Source organism: Dryocola boscaweniae (assembly GCF_025215095.1).
Classification (GTDB): domain Bacteria; phylum Pseudomonadota; class Gammaproteobacteria; order Enterobacterales; family Enterobacteriaceae; genus Dryocola; species Dryocola boscaweniae.
This window is the reverse complement of the sequence record NZ_JALHAP010000081.1, coordinates 73,817-89,499: the sequence shown is the minus strand read 5'-3', so window position 1 is coordinate 89,499 and position 15,683 is coordinate 73,817. Positions and strand designations below refer to the sequence as shown.

The 15,683-nt window shown below is 55.2% G+C and carries 16 protein-coding genes; 9 read left to right on the top strand and 7 right to left on the bottom strand.

Features of this window, described 5'->3' with window-relative positions; translation table 11 throughout:
• The first annotated feature begins 99 nt into the window (after nucleotides 1-99).
• Both tag and MUA00_RS16110 read left to right on the top strand, forming a co-directional pair.
• Nucleotides 100-663, top strand: coding sequence for a DNA-3-methyladenine glycosylase I (gene tag, locus MUA00_RS16115; protein ID WP_271124043.1), 564 nt, complete (start codon nucleotides 100-102; stop codon nucleotides 661-663).
• Nucleotides 660-1,100 (top strand): N-acetyltransferase, encoded by a 441-nt coding sequence (locus tag MUA00_RS16110; RefSeq protein ID WP_271124042.1) that lies wholly within the window; start codon nucleotides 660-662, stop codon nucleotides 1,098-1,100. The genes tag and MUA00_RS16110 overlap by 4 nt, the downstream gene beginning before the upstream one ends.
• On the opposite strand, the gene MUA00_RS16105 is transcribed toward MUA00_RS16110, so the two are convergent.
• Entirely contained in the window at nucleotides 1,069-3,399 is a 2,331-nt protein-coding gene (locus MUA00_RS16105; RefSeq protein ID WP_271124041.1) for a molybdopterin guanine dinucleotide-containing S/N-oxide reductase, read from the bottom strand. The genes MUA00_RS16110 and MUA00_RS16105 overlap by 32 nt on opposite strands.
• Nucleotides 3,400-3,552: 153 nt before the next feature.
• Here MUA00_RS16105 and MUA00_RS16100 point away from each other — a divergent pair, with 153 nt between their 5' ends.
• The 6 genes from MUA00_RS16100 (at nucleotide 3,553) to ghrB (ending at nucleotide 9,562) form a co-directional block, all read left to right on the top strand.
• Nucleotides 3,553-4,212 carry an OmpA family lipoprotein gene (locus MUA00_RS16100; protein WP_271124040.1) on the top strand — a complete coding sequence of 220 codons (660 nt, stop codon included), beginning with the start codon at nucleotides 3,553-3,555 and terminating at the stop codon, nucleotides 4,210-4,212.
• Between the two features lie 137 nt (nucleotides 4,213-4,349).
• A complete protein-coding gene (locus MUA00_RS16095; protein ID WP_271124039.1) occupies nucleotides 4,350-5,369 on the top strand; it encodes a LacI family DNA-binding transcriptional regulator in 1,020 nt (339 codons plus the stop codon).
• Between the two features lie 113 nt (nucleotides 5,370-5,482).
• The gene (locus tag MUA00_RS16090) at nucleotides 5,483-6,232 is read left to right on the top strand and encodes a sugar phosphate isomerase/epimerase family protein (protein ID WP_271124038.1); all 750 of its coding nucleotides are present in this window, start codon (nucleotides 5,483-5,485) and stop codon (nucleotides 6,230-6,232) included.
• Between the two features lie 3 nt (nucleotides 6,233-6,235).
• Nucleotides 6,236-7,174, top strand: a complete 939-nt coding sequence (locus tag MUA00_RS16085) for a sugar kinase (protein ID WP_271124037.1) — start codon at nucleotides 6,236-6,238, stop codon at nucleotides 7,172-7,174.
• Nucleotides 7,175-7,243: 69 nt separating this feature from the next.
• Nucleotides 7,244-8,527, top strand: coding sequence for an MFS transporter (locus MUA00_RS16080; RefSeq protein WP_271124036.1), 1,284 nt, complete (start codon nucleotides 7,244-7,246; stop codon nucleotides 8,525-8,527).
• A gap of 60 nt (nucleotides 8,528-8,587) precedes the next feature.
• On the top strand, nucleotides 8,588-9,562 hold the full coding sequence (gene ghrB, locus MUA00_RS16075; protein WP_271124035.1) for a glyoxylate/hydroxypyruvate reductase GhrB: 975 nt from the start codon (nucleotides 8,588-8,590) through the stop codon (nucleotides 9,560-9,562).
• 37 nt (nucleotides 9,563-9,599) lie between these two features.
• Here ghrB and MUA00_RS16070 read toward each other — a convergent pair whose 3' ends face one another.
• The 6 genes from MUA00_RS16070 to MUA00_RS16045 all read right to left on the bottom strand — a co-directional run bounded on the left by MUA00_RS16070 (nucleotide 9,600) and on the right by MUA00_RS16045 (nucleotide 14,540).
• A complete protein-coding gene (locus MUA00_RS16070) occupies nucleotides 9,600-9,905 on the bottom strand; it encodes a type II toxin-antitoxin system RelE/ParE family toxin (protein WP_271124034.1) in 306 nt (101 codons plus the stop codon).
• Complete coding sequence (locus tag MUA00_RS16065; RefSeq protein ID WP_271124033.1) at nucleotides 9,905-10,159, bottom strand: type II toxin-antitoxin system Phd/YefM family antitoxin; 255 nt, start codon at nucleotides 10,157-10,159, stop codon at nucleotides 9,905-9,907. The genes MUA00_RS16070 and MUA00_RS16065 overlap by 1 nt, the downstream gene beginning before the upstream one ends.
• 102 nt (nucleotides 10,160-10,261) lie before the next feature.
• The gene (locus MUA00_RS16060) at nucleotides 10,262-10,624 is read right to left on the bottom strand and encodes a YibL family ribosome-associated protein (protein WP_271124032.1); all 363 of its coding nucleotides are present in this window, start codon (nucleotides 10,622-10,624) and stop codon (nucleotides 10,262-10,264) included.
• 82 nt (nucleotides 10,625-10,706) lie between these two features.
• Nucleotides 10,707-11,246, bottom strand: coding sequence for a mannitol operon repressor MtlR (gene mtlR, locus MUA00_RS16055; protein WP_271124252.1), 540 nt, complete (start codon nucleotides 11,244-11,246; stop codon nucleotides 10,707-10,709).
• Between the two features lie 46 nt (nucleotides 11,247-11,292).
• Nucleotides 11,293-12,441 (bottom strand): mannitol-1-phosphate 5-dehydrogenase, encoded by a 1,149-nt coding sequence (gene mtlD, locus MUA00_RS16050; RefSeq protein ID WP_271124031.1) that lies wholly within the window; start codon nucleotides 12,439-12,441, stop codon nucleotides 11,293-11,295.
• Nucleotides 12,442-12,620: 179 nt separating this feature from the next.
• The gene (locus MUA00_RS16045; RefSeq protein ID WP_271124030.1) at nucleotides 12,621-14,540 is read right to left on the bottom strand and encodes a PTS mannitol transporter subunit IICBA; all 1,920 of its coding nucleotides are present in this window, start codon (nucleotides 14,538-14,540) and stop codon (nucleotides 12,621-12,623) included.
• A gap of 473 nt (nucleotides 14,541-15,013) precedes the next feature.
• Here MUA00_RS16045 and MUA00_RS16040 point away from each other — a divergent pair, with 473 nt between their 5' ends.
• Nucleotides 15,014-15,622 (top strand): glutathione S-transferase, encoded by a 609-nt coding sequence (locus MUA00_RS16040; protein WP_271124029.1) that lies wholly within the window; start codon nucleotides 15,014-15,016, stop codon nucleotides 15,620-15,622.
• The last annotated feature ends 61 nt before the right edge of the window (nucleotides 15,623-15,683 follow it).

The window sequence follows — 15,683 nt, the reverse complement described above, 5'->3', positions numbered from 1 at the left end:
TGTTTTTGTCGGGCTTGTGGAAAACCCTGAATTAACTATTGTCTCTTTATCTGGCACGTCAAGTTAGCTCGTAAATATTTCATCAGAGGGAACAGTCTTATGCAGCGTTGCGGATGGGTTACTCAGGACCCGCTTTATCTCGAATATCACGATAAGGAGTGGGGTGTCCCGGTCACGGAGGGGAAAAAACTTTTTGAGATGATCTGCCTTGAAGGGCAACAGGCTGGCCTTTCCTGGATAACCGTGCTGAAAAAGCGCGAAAACTATCGTCGCTGCTTTAAAGATTTTGACCCGCAGGCCGTGGCGTTGCTCCAGCCGGAAGATGTTGATGTGCTGGTGCTAGATGCAGGCATTATTCGCCATCGCGGTAAAATCGAGGCCATTATCAATAACGCCAAAGCTTATCTGGCGATGGAGGCGAACGGCGAAAAGTTTCCGGAATTTGTCTGGTCATTTGTGAACAACGAACCCCAGGTGACCACCGCCGCCACGCTCACCGAGATAGCCACCACGACACCGGCTTCAGACGCGCTGTCTAAGGCCCTGAAAAAACGCGGTTTTAAATTTGTCGGCTCCACAATTTGCTATTCGTTTATGCAGGCTTGCGGGCTGGTTAATGACCATGTTACCGGCTGTTTTTGCCATCCCGACAATATCAAATGATTCGTCGCCTGCTTCCCGGTGAGATGGATGCGCTGATTGCGCTGTGGCTTGCCAGCACCATTGATGCCCACCCGTTTATCGCCAAAAGTTACTGGCAGGAAAGCGAATCGATTGTGCGCAACGTCTACATTCCGCAGTCGCGCACCTGGGTTTACGTGGAGCAAGAAAAAATCGTTGGCTTTATCAGCATCCTGGACCAACGCTTTATCGGCGCGCTGTTTGTCGCCGATACTTTTTCAGGCAAAGGCATTGGCAGCGCGCTGATAAAACATGCGCAGGCTCGCTTCCCGGAACTGAGTCTTGAGGTTTATCAGAAAAACCAGCGGGCGGTGCATTTCTACCACCATCAGGGCTTTCGTATCGAAGAAAGCGCCTGGCAGGAAGAAACGCGCCACCCAACCTGGATTATGAGCTGGCGGGCGGATCAAACGCCGTAACCTTTGGCGCCGGGCCGTTATATTTTTCAGCCCATACCAGCGAGGAATTGGCCGCGCAGGCGTTTGCCAGGCGTGACGTAGGAATATCCAGCGTCAGCACATTCACCGCGCCATTCTTACACAGTTTCTCGCCGTCCAAATCTGGCCATGCCCCTTCGTGAATGCACACCACGCCAGGCTTAATGCCTTCCGTCACCATCGCTCCCACCAGCACCTGCCCACGGTGATTCCAGACGCGCACCAGATCGCCATCGCTTATGCCGCGCGCGGCGGCGTCCTGAGGATGCAGCGTCAGCGGTTCCCGCCCGGCAACGGCATATTTATCACGCAATGCCGAATAGTTGAGCTGGCTGTGCAACCGGTGGGCCGGATGAGCCGAAAGCAGTTGGAGCTGATTTTTTTCCGCGTTGCCCTGCCATTCGTCAGGCGCAAGCCAGGTCGGGTGCGGCGGGCAGTCTTCATAACCAAAAGCGGCGATTCGCTCTGAGTAAATTTCAATTTTTCCGCTCGGCGTTTTTAGCGGATTTTCCTGCGGGTGCTGGCGGAAATCGCTAAAGCGCACAAAATCGTTATTTTTCTCGCTTTCCGGCATTTCTATAAGCTGGTTAGCTTCCCAGAAATCGCTAAATTCCGGCAGCGTAACCTGCTGAGCCGCCCCACGGCTGCGAGCAATTTCGTAGAAGGTTTCCAGCCACTGCAGCTCGCTTTTCGCTTCGGTGAAACGCGCTTTGCCGCCCTGCTCCCATAATTCGCTCAATTCGGCAAAGACGTCAAAATCATTACGCGCTTCGCCGCGCGGGGCAACGACCTGCTTCATCGGCACCAGATGCTGGTTGCTGTAATCGCCGGTCATGGTCATATCGTTGCGTTCAAACGAGGTAGTAATCGGCAGTACGATATCCGCGTGTTTCGCCGCCGCCGTCCAGAAGCATTCCGAAATCACCACCAGCTCCGGTTTCTGCCACGCCTTAATCAGGCGGTTAGTATCCTGATGATGGGTAAAGTTGCCGCCGCCCGCCCACCACAGCATGCGGATATCCGGGAAGGTTTTCTCCATCCCGTTGTGCTGATACATGCCGCCTGGGTTTTCCAGCGCTTCAACGATGCGGGCAACGGGGATTTTTTCAACCGCGTCCGTCCCGCCAGCCACTGACCCTTGCAGCGAGCCGAGTACCGCCGCACGCCGCGTAGGGTTACCGCCGTTGGCGAAATGGTATGAAAGACCAAATCCGCCGCCCGGCGTGCCAATCTGCCCGAGCATGGCTGCCAGCGTCACCAGCATCCAGTGTTTCTGCTCGCCGTACTGCTGGCGCTGCATTCCCCAGCCCGACATCAGCATGGTGCGGTTGCTGCTAAATAGCTGCGCCAGATATTCGATAGTTTGCACCGGCACGCCGCAAATCTTCGCCGCCCATTCGGCATTTTTCGGCTGACCATCGGTTTCGCCCTTCAGATAGGCGGCAAATTTGTCGTAGCCGTAAGTGCAGCGGGCCAGGAATTCCGTATCGTGCCAGCCATGCCTGGCGAGCGTATGGGCGATACCGAGCATCAAAGCCACATCGGTACCCATATACGGGGCGATCCACTGGGCGCGATCGCCGAAGAAATCCACCGTCTCCGATCGCATCGGATCGATGGCGATCACCGTTTTACCGCTGTTTTTTAGCTGCTCGAAATACTTCACGCCCTGCTCGTCGCTGGCGTTCCAGGCGATCTTCAATGTGTTCAGCGGGTTGGCGCTCCACAGCACCACAACATCGCTGTGCTCAAGCACCAAAGGCCAACTGGTTTGCTGCTGATAAACTTCGTTGGAGCCCACGACATAAGGCATGATCACCTGCGCCGCGCCGGTGGAATAATCCCCCAGATGGCCGGTGTAACCGCCGGCGAGGCTCATATAGCGCTGCAGCAGCGTGGCGGCCTTGTGCAGCACGCCGTTAGAACGCCAGCCATAGGAACCCGCAAAAATCGACGCGGCGCCGTAAGCGTTGCGAATACGCCGATGCTGCTGATGAATCAGCTTCAGGGCTTCGTCCCAACTGATGCGCACATATTCATCCTCGCCGCGCACGCCCTGCGGCGCATCCGGCGATGCCAGGAAACCTTTTCGCGCCGCAGGAAACTGCACTCGCGCTTTGCTGTGCACCTGATCCGGCACGGCCTGCTGGAGTGTGTTTTCGTGCCCTGTATTCAGCGCGCCATAGGATGTGAGCACGCGCTCGCCATCAGTCTCAACCACCATCGGCCCCCAGTGGGCGGCGGTTAACACTTTTTTATTTGTTGAGAATGTCTTAGCCAAATGGGGCTCCGGTGTTTGCAGATGGCGGCCTGCGGCCACTCAATATTGTTTACAAATTCAGACGACTCTGTGGAATTTTCTACACATTCACCCGGCATAATCAATCGCCGCAGTTGTGTGCGGCACAAAAATATAATTCGCAAAGGAAATGAGATGAAAAATCGCGTGATGATTGCCGCCCTGGTTTGCGGCACGTTAGCAGTTTCTGGCTGTACGACCAACCCCTACACCGGCGAAAGAGAAGCAGGTAAATCCGGCGTCGGCGCCGGAATTGGCTCGCTGGTGGGCGCAGGCGTAGGCGCGCTCTCCTCATCAAAAAAAGATCGCGGCAAAGGCGCTCTGATTGGCGCGGCGGCCGGTGCGGCTCTGGGCGGCGGCGTGGGTTATTACATGGATGTGCAGGAAGCGAAACTGCGCGATAAAATGCAGGGAACAGGCGTAAGCGTGACGCGAAATGGCGATAACATCGTGCTGAACATGCCGAACAACGTCACCTTCGACAGCAGCAGCGCAACGCTTAAACCCGCAGGCGCCAATACGCTAACCGGCGTGGCAATGGTGCTGAAAGAGTATCCAAAAACCGCGGTTAACATCGTGGGCTACACGGACAGCACCGGCAGCAATGAGCTGAACATGAAGCTCTCCCAGCAGCGCGCGGACGGCGTAGGCAGCGCGCTAATAACCCAGGGCGTGGACGCCAGCCGCGTGCGTACCACAGGCGTGGGCCCGGCGAATCCAATCGCCAGCAACAGCACCGCCGAAGGCAAAGCGCAGAACCGCCGCGTAGAGATTACGTTAAGCCCTCTGTCTTAAACGCTATAGCGGATGACGCTGCACTTATCCGCCCTACGCATCCCACTCCGTAGGGTGGATAAGCGTTAGCGCCATCCACCAACAGCCAACAAAATTTATGTTACTCTCCAGAAAGTTACCCCCTCCAGGAGACGGACATGAACGGCAAGGTTGCGCGCCCTACGATAAGCGACGTCGCAAAAGCGGCGAAAACCGGTAAAACCAGCGTTTCCCGCTATCTTAACGGCGAGCAAAATCTGCTGTCCGACGACCTGCGCATTCGTATCGAAACGGCCATTGCCGACCTTGATTATCGCCCCAGCCAGATGGCGCGTGGCCTGAAGCGTGGCCGCACGCGTTTGATTGGCCTGATCATTGCCGACATTACCAATCCCTATTCCGTCGACGTGCTGAGCGGCATCGAAGCCGCGTGCCGGGAAAAAGGCTTTACGCCGCTGGTCTGCAATACCAACAACGAAGTGGATCAGGAGCTGCATTACCTTGATTTACTGCGCAGCTACCAGGTTGAAGGGATTGTGGTGAACGCCGTAGGGATGCGCGAGGAAGGACTGAACCGTCTGCAACAGTCGGCGCTGCCGATGGTGCTTATCGACCGTAAAATCCCCGATTTCGCCTGTGACGTGGTGGGGCTGGACAATATTCAGGCCGCCACTACCGCAACCGTGCATCTTATCGAGCAAGGCTTTGAAGCGATTCTGTTCCTGAGTGAACCGCTCGGCATGGTGAATACCCGCCGCGAACGCCTGCGCGCGTTTCGTAACACTATCGATCGTTATCCCGGCATCGTGGCGGAAAACGCCGAGATCCCCCTGCACGAAACGGAGCTGATGGATAACACGCTGCGCCAGTTTCACACACGCTTTCGCGGAATGCGCAAAGCGGTAATTTCCGCAAATGGCGCGCTTACTCTGCAGGTTGCCCGCGCCATGCGCCGCATCGGCCTGCACTGGGGCAGCGATATTGGCCTGCTGGGCTTCGATGAACTCGAATGGGCCGAGCTTGCAGGCGTGGGCATCACCACTCTGAAACAGCCGACCTGGCAGATAGGCTATGCCGCGCTTGAACAGGTGGTGAAGCGTATTGAAGGCGCCGCTGAAAGCGTGCATGAGCAGGTCTTTTCCGGTGAATTAATCGTGCGTGGGTCCACCGCCCGTTAAAAATTATCTTCGTGATAGCGATCATAAATTCAGCATGCCTGGCTTCTCTTTGGAACCGGTTCCATCTAGCGTAATAGTTATCTTATTTAGCTATTACCGTGATGGAGCTTTTCATGCCGCGAAAAATTATTGTCGTCACCGCCGCTTACGGGCATGACCGCATCGCCGCACTTGGCGGCCAGCAGGCGCTGTTGCCGATTATCGCCAACGCAGGGGCAGACGGCGTAGAAATCCGCCGCGAACTCCTTAGCAATACGCAACTGGATTCCCTGCCGGAACTGGCGCGGCAAATTGCAGATCACAAGCTGCAGGCCTGTTATTCCGCGCCTGAACCGCTTTTCGCTGAAGACGGCAAACTCAATCCGCTGATTCCTTCGCTGTTGCTCGAAGCCCACCAGCTTAATGCGAGCTGGCTGAAGCTTTCCCTCGGCGAATTCCGCAGCAGCCAGCAGTTTCCATTATTACAGCAGTGGCTGGCGCAAAGTGACGTCGCGCTGGTGGTGGAAAACGATCAGACCGCCAGTGGAAAACTCGCGCCCATGCAGCGCTTCCAGGCCGCCTGCAACGTGCTGAATCTACCGGTGACGCTAACCTTTGATATGGCGAACTGGTTGTGGGTCGACGATTCACCCGAAGCCGCAGCGCGCGTGCTGGCAGCAAACGTCAGCTACATCCACGTTAAAGCAGCCATCCCACATCATTATCACTACCGTGCTGTTGCGCTGGACGACGCCGAACCGCGCTGGCTGGAACTGCTTAACAGTCTGCCAGGCGATGCGCCACGCGGCATAGAGTTTCCGCTTGAAGGCCGCGATCTGACCGCCGTCACCCGCCATTACGTTAATCTGTTACGCGAGGAGTAAGCGATGACTAATCAGTTGGATGTCATCACCATCGGTGAAGCGATGGCAATGTTTGTGGCCACCGAAACCGGTGATTTAGCCGCGGCCGAACAGTTTGTAAAACGCGTGGCGGGCGCTGAGCTGAACGTCGCAACCGGCCTTGCGCGCCTTGGGCTGAAGGTAGGCTGGGTGAGCCGCGTGGGCAACGATTCTTTTGGCCGCTACGTCCTGCAACAGCTCGCGAAAGAGCAAATCGACAGCCGTGGCGTCACCACGGATGAACGCTACGCAACGGGTTTTCAGCTCAAATCCAAAGTTGAAGATGGAACCGATCCCATCGTGGAATATTTCCGTAAAGGTTCGGCAGCAAGTCACCTCTCCGTGGAAGACTTCAGCGAGGATTACTTTTTCAGCGCGCGCCATCTGCACTTAAGCGGCGTTGCGGCAGCGCTCTCTGATTCTTCCCTCGAACTGCTTAACCACACGGCTAAGGCTATGAAGGAAAAAGGAAAAACAATTTCCTTTGATCCGAACCTGCGCCCGGTGCTGTGGAAAAGCGAAGCCGAAATGATAAAGCAGCTCAACCAACTGGCTTTCCAGGCAGACTGGGTTCTGCCCGGCGTGAAAGAAGGTCTTATCCTCACCGGCCAAAAAACCCCGGAAGGCATTGCCGATTTTTATCTCAATCAGGGCGTTAAAACCGTGGTGCTGAAAACCGGCGCTGACGGAGCCTGGTATAAAACCGCTGAGGGCGAAAAAGGCGCGGTAGCCGCCGTAAAAGTGGAGAACGTGGTTGATACCGTGGGCGCCGGAGATGGCTTTGCGGTCGGGGTGATAAGCGCCCTGCTGGAAGGGAAATCCTTACAACATGCCGTCAGCCGCGGTAACAAAATCGGCTCGCTGGCGATACAGGTCATCGGTGACAGCGAAGGGTTGCCAACCCGAGCTGCGCTGGGCGAATAAACGAAAACGGCATCGGCTGTACCCTACATCCGGCCCGATGCGACTCTCCTCAACATAGAGGCAAGCCTTATGAAAACCAATACAATCGCGCCAAAACGTTGGTGGTATATCATGCCTATCGTGTTTATCACGTACAGCCTGGCCTACCTCGACCGCGCCAACTTTAGTTTTGCATCCGCCGCCGGTATTAATGATGACCTCGGCATCACCAAAGGCATTTCGTCCCTGCTGGGCGCCCTGTTCTTCCTCGGTTACTTCTTCTTCCAGATCCCCGGCGCCATGTACGCCGAACGTCGCAGCGTGCGTAAGCTTATCTTCGTCTGCCTGATTTTATGGGGCGGCTGCGCATCTCTGACCGGCATGGTCAGCAACATTCCAGCGCTGGCGGCCATTCGCTTCGTGCTGGGCGTGGTGGAAGCGGCGGTAATGCCCGCGATGCTGATTTACATCAGTAACTGGTTCACCAAATCCGAACGCTCACGCGCCAATACTTTCCTCATTCTCGGCAACCCGGTCACGGTTCTGTGGATGTCGGTGGTTTCCGGCTACCTGATTCAGGCGTTCGGCTGGCGTGAAATGTTTATCTTCGAAGGTATTCCGGCGGTTATCTGGGCGTTTGCCTGGTGGGTGCTGGTAAAAGATAAACCAACGCAGGTTGGCTGGCTTTCCGATGCTGAGAAGGCCGCGTTGCAGGCGCAACTGCAAAAAGAACAGGAAGGCATTAAAGCCGTGCGTAACTACGGCGAAGCGTTCCGCTCCCGCAACGTAGTGCTGCTGTGTATGCAATATTTCTGCTGGAGCATCGGCGTGTACGGTTTCGTGCTGTGGCTGCCGTCGATAATCCGCGGCGCAGGCGCAGCCGGCATGGGCATGGTGGAAGTGGGCTGGCTCTCGTCAGTGCCTTACCTGGCGGCAACCATCGCGATGATCGCCGTTTCCTGGGCCTCTGACAAAATGCAGAATCGTAAGCTGTTCGTCTGGCCGCTGCTGCTGATTGGCGCGCTGGCTTTCCTCGGCTCCTGGCTGGTTGGCGCCGATCACTTCTGGGTTTCTTATACTCTGCTGGTGATTGCCGGAGCGGCTATGTACGCGCCATATGGTCCCTTCTTCGCCATCATTCCGGAGATGCTGCCAAGAAACGTGGCCGGCGGCGCCATGGCGTTGATTAACAGCATGGGCGCGCTGGGTTCGTTTGTCGGCTCCTGGTTTGTGGGTTACCTGAACGGGGCAACCGGCAGCCCTTCCGCGTCCTACATTTTTATGGGGGTGGCGCTGATCGCCTCAGTGTGGCTAACTCTGATAGTGAAACCGGCAACAAATCAACAAATGCCGGTGGGTGTCCGCCACGCATGACTTTTGACCGGGCGGTACGCACGCCGCCCGGTAGTGCTTAATTCAATTACGGAGAACATCATGAAGCCGTCCGTCATCCTCTATAAAAAGTTACCTGACGACCTGCTCACCCGCCTTGAAAGCCATTTCAACGTCACTCAGCTAAGCGATTTAAGCCCGGAAACCGTAAAACAGAACGCCGAAGCTTTCGCTAATGCGCAAGGGATTTTAGGTTCCAGCGAGAAGGTCGATGAAGCGTTGTTAGAGCATGCGCCAAAGCTGCGCGCCGCTTCGACCGTTTCTGTCGGCTACGATAACTTTGATGTTGATGCGCTGACCGCCCGCGGCATCGCGCTGATGCATACGCCTACGGTACTGACTGAAACCGTCGCGGACACCATGATGACGCTGGTGCTGGCAACCGCTCGTCGCGCGGTAGAAGGGGCCGAGCGAGTCAAAGCGGGCGAGTGGAAAGGCAGCATCGGCCCGGACTGGTTCGGCATTGACGTGCACCACAAAACGCTGGGTATTCTGGGTATGGGCCGCATCGGTCTTGCGCTGGCGCAGCGCGCGCACTTCGGCTTTAGCATGCCGATTCTGTATAACGCTCGCCGTCATCACAAAGAAGCGGAAGAGCGTTTCGATGCGCGCTATTGCGACCTGGATACGCTGCTTGCGGAATCAGACTTTGTTTGTATTTCCCTGCCGCTGACCGAAGAGACGCACCATATGATTGGCGCAGAACAGCTAGCCAAAATGAAGCCATCGGCCATTCTGATTAACGCAGGACGCGGTCCGGTGATTGACGAAAAAGCCCTGATTCAGGCGCTGCAGGCGGGCACCATTCATGCCGCCGGCCTTGACGTGTTCGAGCAGGAGCCGCTGCCGGTCGACTCCCCGCTGCTGGAGATGCCAAACGTCGTCGCCCTGCCGCACATCGGCTCCGCCACGCACGAAACGCGTTACAACATGGCCGCCTGCGCGGTAGATAATCTGATTGCCGCGCTAACGGGCGACGTGAAAGAGAACTGCGTGAACCCACAGGTATTGAAGTAGGTGTTTGAGCCAGCGGGGAAGCCTGCTGGCTCAACCTTTACCGTTCACGCTTCAGTAACAGCCCAGGCATTCTGCTCTGGTGAATAATGCCGATAACAGATATCCCTTCCGCAACGGGTTGGTAGTAAATCGTGTGGCTCATATAGGGAAAACTCCATACGCCAGCAAGTAACTCTGCCGTCTCATCTGTACCTATGCCTGGCATGGCAGCCAGATGTTGCAGGGTGACTCGCATACCAGCCAGATACTCCCGAGCCACAAGTGCGCCAAACCGCTTCTGAGAAAATCCCTTTATTTCGCGCAAATCCTCCCGCGCATCTTCCGTCAGTTTGAAGCGAGCCATTAAAGATCCTTCATTAACTCGTCAAAAACCGCTTCACCCTCATGCAATTGACCAGCCTGGGCCTGAGCGATGGAATGAGCGAGCCTGTCGCGCAGGAGCTGTAACTTTAACGCTTCGAGTTCGTTGTAATCATCAACAGACATCACGACAACGGAAGGTTTGCCGTTTTTGGTAATGCTCACCGGCTCACGCTGGGCTTTAGCGATCATTTCCCCAAACTGGGTTTTAGCCTGATTGGCTGTAAAACTAAGCATAGCTGCGCCCTCAGATCGTTTAATCAGGTATGAATCGTTCGATTCATACCTATTTTAATCTAATCAGGCCGGGTGGACCAGAAGGCACAAGGGGGAAGGGAATTAAAACTCAGTCTTAGAAAAACCGGTCATCTCTTCGAGATCCATTTCGCGGCCTAACGCCGTCATTGGATGCACGATAACCAGGCCACGCACGGCTTTCTTCAGCTTGCCCATGTCCGCCTGTTCTTTTTTAGTGATAGGCCGTTTGTACGGCAGCGCCATCAGCTTTTGCGCTTCTTTGCTCAGCTTCTGGTTGCGTACCGCCTGCAGACGGGCAATTTCAATCTCAAGCTTCGCTTTCTCTTTTTCCAGCTCGGCGTATTTTTCCGCTTCGTTGATCAGATGCAGTTCGGGCATTTCATGGCGGATGGCGTCCAGACGATCGCTAAGACGTTTAATTTCTGCTTTTTCGATTTCTTTCATTTTTAATTAACCGTGAATAAAGTGCTTTGCGGCAAGGATACACCATTCGGTGGAAGAGGGCGAAAAGGGTCTGTGGATGAGACTATTTCTGGAAGGCTTTTTTTAGGCTGATCCTGGAGATCAGCTCGGTCAGGGAAAGCACCATCGTTGAACGGACGATTTGCTGGTAGCGCTGCCTCTGCATGGCCTGCAGCTCAGGATCGCCGCCGTCGACAATTGTTGGCGCAGGCGGAAAAGCCGCAACGCAGTGCAGTTCGCCAAAGGGCCCGAGGATTTCGTCATCGGTAAAATTGTATTCGTTGCCGTCGTGGTTAAGCTCTTCGCGCAGCGCCATCAGCAATTCGCAATCTTCGTATTCGGCGCGATTCAAAACGCCAAGCCCGTAGATAAGCTTCATGCGCACCGAGAGATCGCCCAGCGGGCCATCCCCGTCCAGCAAGGGCTCAACGGCATATTTCACCGCATAATCGTCTTTACGGAATACCTGAAGCACCAGGATATTTACCGCTTCGGTGAGAAGCTCAACGGCGGCAATTAGCAGGCTTCTGACGGTTTTGCCGGCATTCAGACGCTCAAGCACTCGGTTTTCAAAGGCCTGTGTTTCTTCCATCTTTGCCTGCATCACTGAAATTTAGTGTTGGACGCGGCATAACCGCGTCCGTTCTCCATTACGCTTTTGCGTTATAAGCTTTCACCGCTTGAGCGACCACGTCGCTGTTTGCATCAAGGCCAGAAACCTGCGCAAGCGTTGCCTGCGGACCCGTTTGGGTCAGTAATGCAACCAGTTCCTGAGCCTGCGGATCCTGCTCGCTGCGGTAATGCATGGCAGCAGCAATCCCTTCAACTAAGTTTGCGTGCGGCAAATCGTATTCGAGCGTACCGAGCAGCGGCTTAATCAGGCGGTCGCCCGCGCTTAATTTACGCAGCGGCTGACGGCCAACGCGCTCCACATCGTCTTTCAGATACGGGTTTTCAAAACGGCCGAGGATTTTCTGGATGTAGGCCGCGTGCTTATCGGCATCAAAGCCGTAACGTTTGATCAGCACCGCGCCGCTCTCATCCATCGCCCCTTTCACCACGGCGCGGATTTTTTCATCCAGAATCGCATCGCGAATGGTCTGGTGACCGGCCAGTTGGCCGAGGTAGGCGGTTATAGCATGCCCGGTATTCAGCGTGAAGAGTTTACGTTCGACAAACGCCATCAGATTATCCGTCAGCTCCATGCCGGCAATGTTCGGCAGCTCGCCTTTAAACTGGGTTTTATCAACAATCCATTCGCTGAAGGTTTCAACGGTGACTTCCAGCGGGTCGTTGGTTGCGGATGCTGACGGCGGCACGATGCGGTCAACGGCGGAATCCACAAAGCCAACGTGCTCTTCAACCCACGCCTGGTCGTCTTCCGGCAGCGCTTTCAATACGTGCGCTTTTAACTGCGAGGTGCCGCGCACCATATTTTCACAGGCGATGATATTAAGCGGCTTTTCGTTGCCGTTTGCGCGGCGCAGCACCAGGCCTTTCGCTACGGATGGCGCGATACGTTCCAGCACGACTGGCCCGACGGCGGTGGTGACCAGATCCACTTCGGCAATCAGGTCGATAACCTCGTCGCCGATGCTGCTAACGGCATTCACGTTGGAAACGGTATCGACCTGCTCCTGCTCGCCAACCACGTGTACCTGATAGCTGTGGCGCGCATTAAGTGCGTCCAGCACAACCTGATTCACATCGGCAAACGTAAGCTGAATGCCTGCGTCCGCCAGCAGTTTGCCGATAAAGCCACGTCCGATATTACCTGCGCCAAAATGTAATGCTTTCATGTCTGTCACCTTCTTAAATTTGAATCACCCGAGAGGGCTGGGGTGAAAGATCGTTTGCTATAACGACCCTCACCCGAGCCCTCTCCCCATAGGGAGAGGGAAAGCCCGGTGGATGACGCTTCGCTTATCCACCCTACGTAGGGCGGGTAAGCGGGAGCGCCACCCGCCGCTTCCGTGACTTACTTTTTACCGGCCAGCAGGTCGAGCACTTCCTGTACGCTGGTCGTATTCGCCAGACGCTCAATCACAGACTCATCATCCAGCGCGTTAGTCAGGCTGGTGATAACCTGGATGTGTTCGTTATTGCGGGCAGCAATACCGATAACCAGACGCGCCATATCTTCCGGCTCTTCGCCGAAGTGTACGCCCGCCGGGTACTGGCAGAAGACGATGCCGGTTTTCAGCACGCGATCTTTTGCTTCAACGGTGCCGTGTGGAACTGCGATACCTTCGCCCAGATAAGTTGGGGTCAGTTTTTCACGCTCGAACATCGCATCCACATATTCAGGCTGCACATAACCGCCGTTTACCAGTTGCTCACCGGCAAAACGAATCGCTTCTTCTTTGGTCGCTGCGGTCAGGCCAAGGAAGATATTGCCAGCGCCGAGGCGGAACAGCCCTTCTTCGCTTGCGACAAAGCTGTCTTCCAGGCTGCTCATCACCTTCACTTCTTTCTCACTCAGGTTCTGTGAAGCCACCAGACGCTCGGTCAGGTTGGAATACAGGCTGCTGTCGAGGAAGTTGGTCAGAGAGATATGCTGCGCCTGAGGCACCTGGCGCATAGCACGCTCGGTCAGGTCGCGGTGCGTAATGACCAGGTCAACGTCGTCCGGCAGGCTGTTAATCGCGCAGTTGGTGACGGAGATATTTTTCAGGCCCGCGTCGCCCACTTTCTTACGCAGAACGCCCGCGCCCATTGCGCTTGAACCCATACCGGCGTCGCAAGCTACGATGATTTTACGCACGTGGCTCAGATCGTTAGACAGACCAGCGCCCACGGCCAGCGGAGCCGTACCGCCTTTAGATTGCGCTTTCATCTCAGCCATTCGGCGAGCCGCCACTTCGATGTCGTCTTCTTCTTTCACCTTGCTGGTTTTCAGCAGGATTGCTGAGACCACGAAGGAAACCGCCGTCGCTGCAATAATGGCTGCGATGTTAGCGAAGTAAGCGCCTTTTGGCGTCATCGCCAGTACCGCAAGGATAGAACCCGGAGAAGCAGGTGAAACCAGGCCGCCGTTCAGGATGGTCAGCGTGAATACGCCGGTCATACCGCCGAGGATAACGGCCAGGATCAGACGTGGGTTCATCAGCACATACGGGAAGTAAATTTCGTGGATACCGCCCAGGAAGTGGATGATTGCCGCGCCGCCCGCAGACTGCTTAGCGTTGCCACGACCGAAGAACATGTACGCCATCAGCACGCCCATACCCGGACCCGGGTTTGCTTCAATCAGGAAGAAGATTGATTTGCCCAGTTCGTGGGACTGCTGAATACCCAGCGGCGAGAAGATACCGTGGTTGATTGCGTTATTGAGGAACAGGATTTTCGCCGGTTCGACGAAGATAGAAGCCAGCGGCAGCATGTCATGGACAACCATGAAGTTAACGCCCGCCGCCAGAATTTTGGAGAGCACTTCAACAGCCGGGCCGATGCCCATGAACGCCAGAATCGCCAGGATCATCCCGATGATGCCAGCGGAGAAGTTGTTCACCAGCATTTCAAAGCCGGATTTAATTTTACCGTCTACCCAGGCGTCGAAATGTTTAATCGCCCAGCCGCCCAGAGGACCGGCAATCATCGCGCCGAGGAACATCGGCATATCCGCGCCGACGATAACCCCCATCGTGGTGATAGCGCCAACCACGCCACCACGGTCGCCGCCGATTAAGCGACCACCGGTATAACCGATGAGCAGCGGCAGCAGATAGGTGATCATCGGGCCTACCAGTTTCGCCAGCGTCTCACTTGGCAACCATCCGGTGGGAATAAATAACGCTGTGATAATACCCCAGGCAATAAATGCGCCGATGTTAGGCATTACCATATTGCTGAGGAAACGACCAAAGCTTTGCACTCTGATCTTGATATCGGATGACATACGCACACCCCTTGTTGTGTTTACGCGCTGGAGAGCAGCCCGAGGTTTATTGTTAACGTGGCGGCAGAGAAGCCTGCCAGATGCTTTAAGTGAGGCGAATCTGGCACGTGATCGTTAAGCTGTCCAGCGGGCGGGAATTAATGTGACATAGATCACTAATAATTAGGGAATAAGGGGCCTTACTCCGTGATCATCCTCACAAAATTGCCGTGTAAAAATAATACAGTGATAACCTTTTAACCGAAGATTGAGGTTATTTGTGATGAAAATCACATTTATCCTTTTCGGGTTTGTTATTTATTTGTGACTTACATCACAAAGTATTTTCATCAGAATTTTCCGAGTGTGATCCAGGGCAACCTGCGCCGCTGCGATAGTTTCCGGATGTAACTTTATTACATGTTTTCCTGACGCTGCCTTTTCACCCATCCTGATCCATACTTATCTCTTGTTGGCTAAAAATGGACGATGTAATGAAACTGATCGGCAATTACACCAGCCCGTACGTACGCAAAATTTCGGTCATCCTGCTGGAGAAAGGCATTACTTTTGAATTTGTGAATGACAACCCGTGGACAACCGAAAGCAACGCGCCGCATTACAATCCGCTCGGGAAAGTGCCCGCGCTGGTAACAAGCGACGATGAACACTGGTTCGACTCGCCGGTTATTGCGGAATACCTCGAACTTCTCGACATTGCGCCCGCGCTTATCCCTCGCGAACCAAAAGCCGCGCTGAAAATGCGCCAACTGGAAGCCCTGGCGGACGGCATAATGGATGCTGCGCTCGTTTCAGTCCGTGAACAGCAGCGCCCGCCCGCTCAGCAGTCAGAAATCGAGCTGCTGCGCCAGCGGGAAAAAATCAGCCGCGGGCTGGACATGCTTGAACAATTCGCCGCAGACAAAACGCTATCCGCCGAACCGCTAACCGTTGCGAACATTGCCGTGGCCTGCGCCGTGGGCTACCTCAATTTTCGCCGCGTTTCTCCTGGCTGGTGCGTTGACCGTCCGCATCTCGTCAAACTGGTGGAAGAACTTTTCCAGCGCGAAAGCTTTGCCCGCACCGAACCGCCTAAGTCATGATCTCCCCCACGACAGGGGGCTTGCTCCCCCTGTAAACTAACGCAAAATTCCTCAACTCTCA

Coding starts and splice junctions, on each gene's coding strand:
- tag (WP_271124043.1), top strand. CDS start 100: ATGCAGCGTTGCGGATGGGTTACTCAGGACCCGCTTTATCTCGAATAT.
- MUA00_RS16110 (WP_271124042.1), top strand. CDS start 660: ATGATTCGTCGCCTGCTTCCCGGTGAGATGGATGCGCTGATTGCGCTG.
- MUA00_RS16100 (WP_271124040.1), top strand. CDS start 3,553: ATGAAAAATCGCGTGATGATTGCCGCCCTGGTTTGCGGCACGTTAGCA.
- MUA00_RS16095 (WP_271124039.1), top strand. CDS start 4,350: ATGAACGGCAAGGTTGCGCGCCCTACGATAAGCGACGTCGCAAAAGCG.
- MUA00_RS16090 (WP_271124038.1), top strand. CDS start 5,483: ATGCCGCGAAAAATTATTGTCGTCACCGCCGCTTACGGGCATGACCGC.
- MUA00_RS16085 (WP_271124037.1), top strand. CDS start 6,236: ATGACTAATCAGTTGGATGTCATCACCATCGGTGAAGCGATGGCAATG.
- MUA00_RS16080 (WP_271124036.1), top strand. CDS start 7,244: ATGAAAACCAATACAATCGCGCCAAAACGTTGGTGGTATATCATGCCT.
- ghrB (WP_271124035.1), top strand. CDS start 8,588: ATGAAGCCGTCCGTCATCCTCTATAAAAAGTTACCTGACGACCTGCTC.
- MUA00_RS16070 (WP_271124034.1), bottom strand. CDS start 9,905: ATGGCTCGCTTCAAACTGACGGAAGATGCGCGGGAGGATTTGCGCGAA.
- MUA00_RS16065 (WP_271124033.1), bottom strand. CDS start 10,159: ATGCTTAGTTTTACAGCCAATCAGGCTAAAACCCAGTTTGGGGAAATG.
- MUA00_RS16060 (WP_271124032.1), bottom strand. CDS start 10,624: ATGAAAGAAATCGAAAAAGCAGAAATTAAACGTCTTAGCGATCGTCTG.
- mtlR (WP_271124252.1), bottom strand. CDS start 11,246: ATGCAGGCAAAGATGGAAGAAACACAGGCCTTTGAAAACCGAGTGCTT.
- mtlD (WP_271124031.1), bottom strand. CDS start 12,441: ATGAAAGCATTACATTTTGGCGCAGGTAATATCGGACGTGGCTTTATC.
- MUA00_RS16045 (WP_271124030.1), bottom strand. CDS start 14,540: ATGTCATCCGATATCAAGATCAGAGTGCAAAGCTTTGGTCGTTTCCTC.
- MUA00_RS16040 (WP_271124029.1), top strand. CDS start 15,014: ATGAAACTGATCGGCAATTACACCAGCCCGTACGTACGCAAAATTTCG.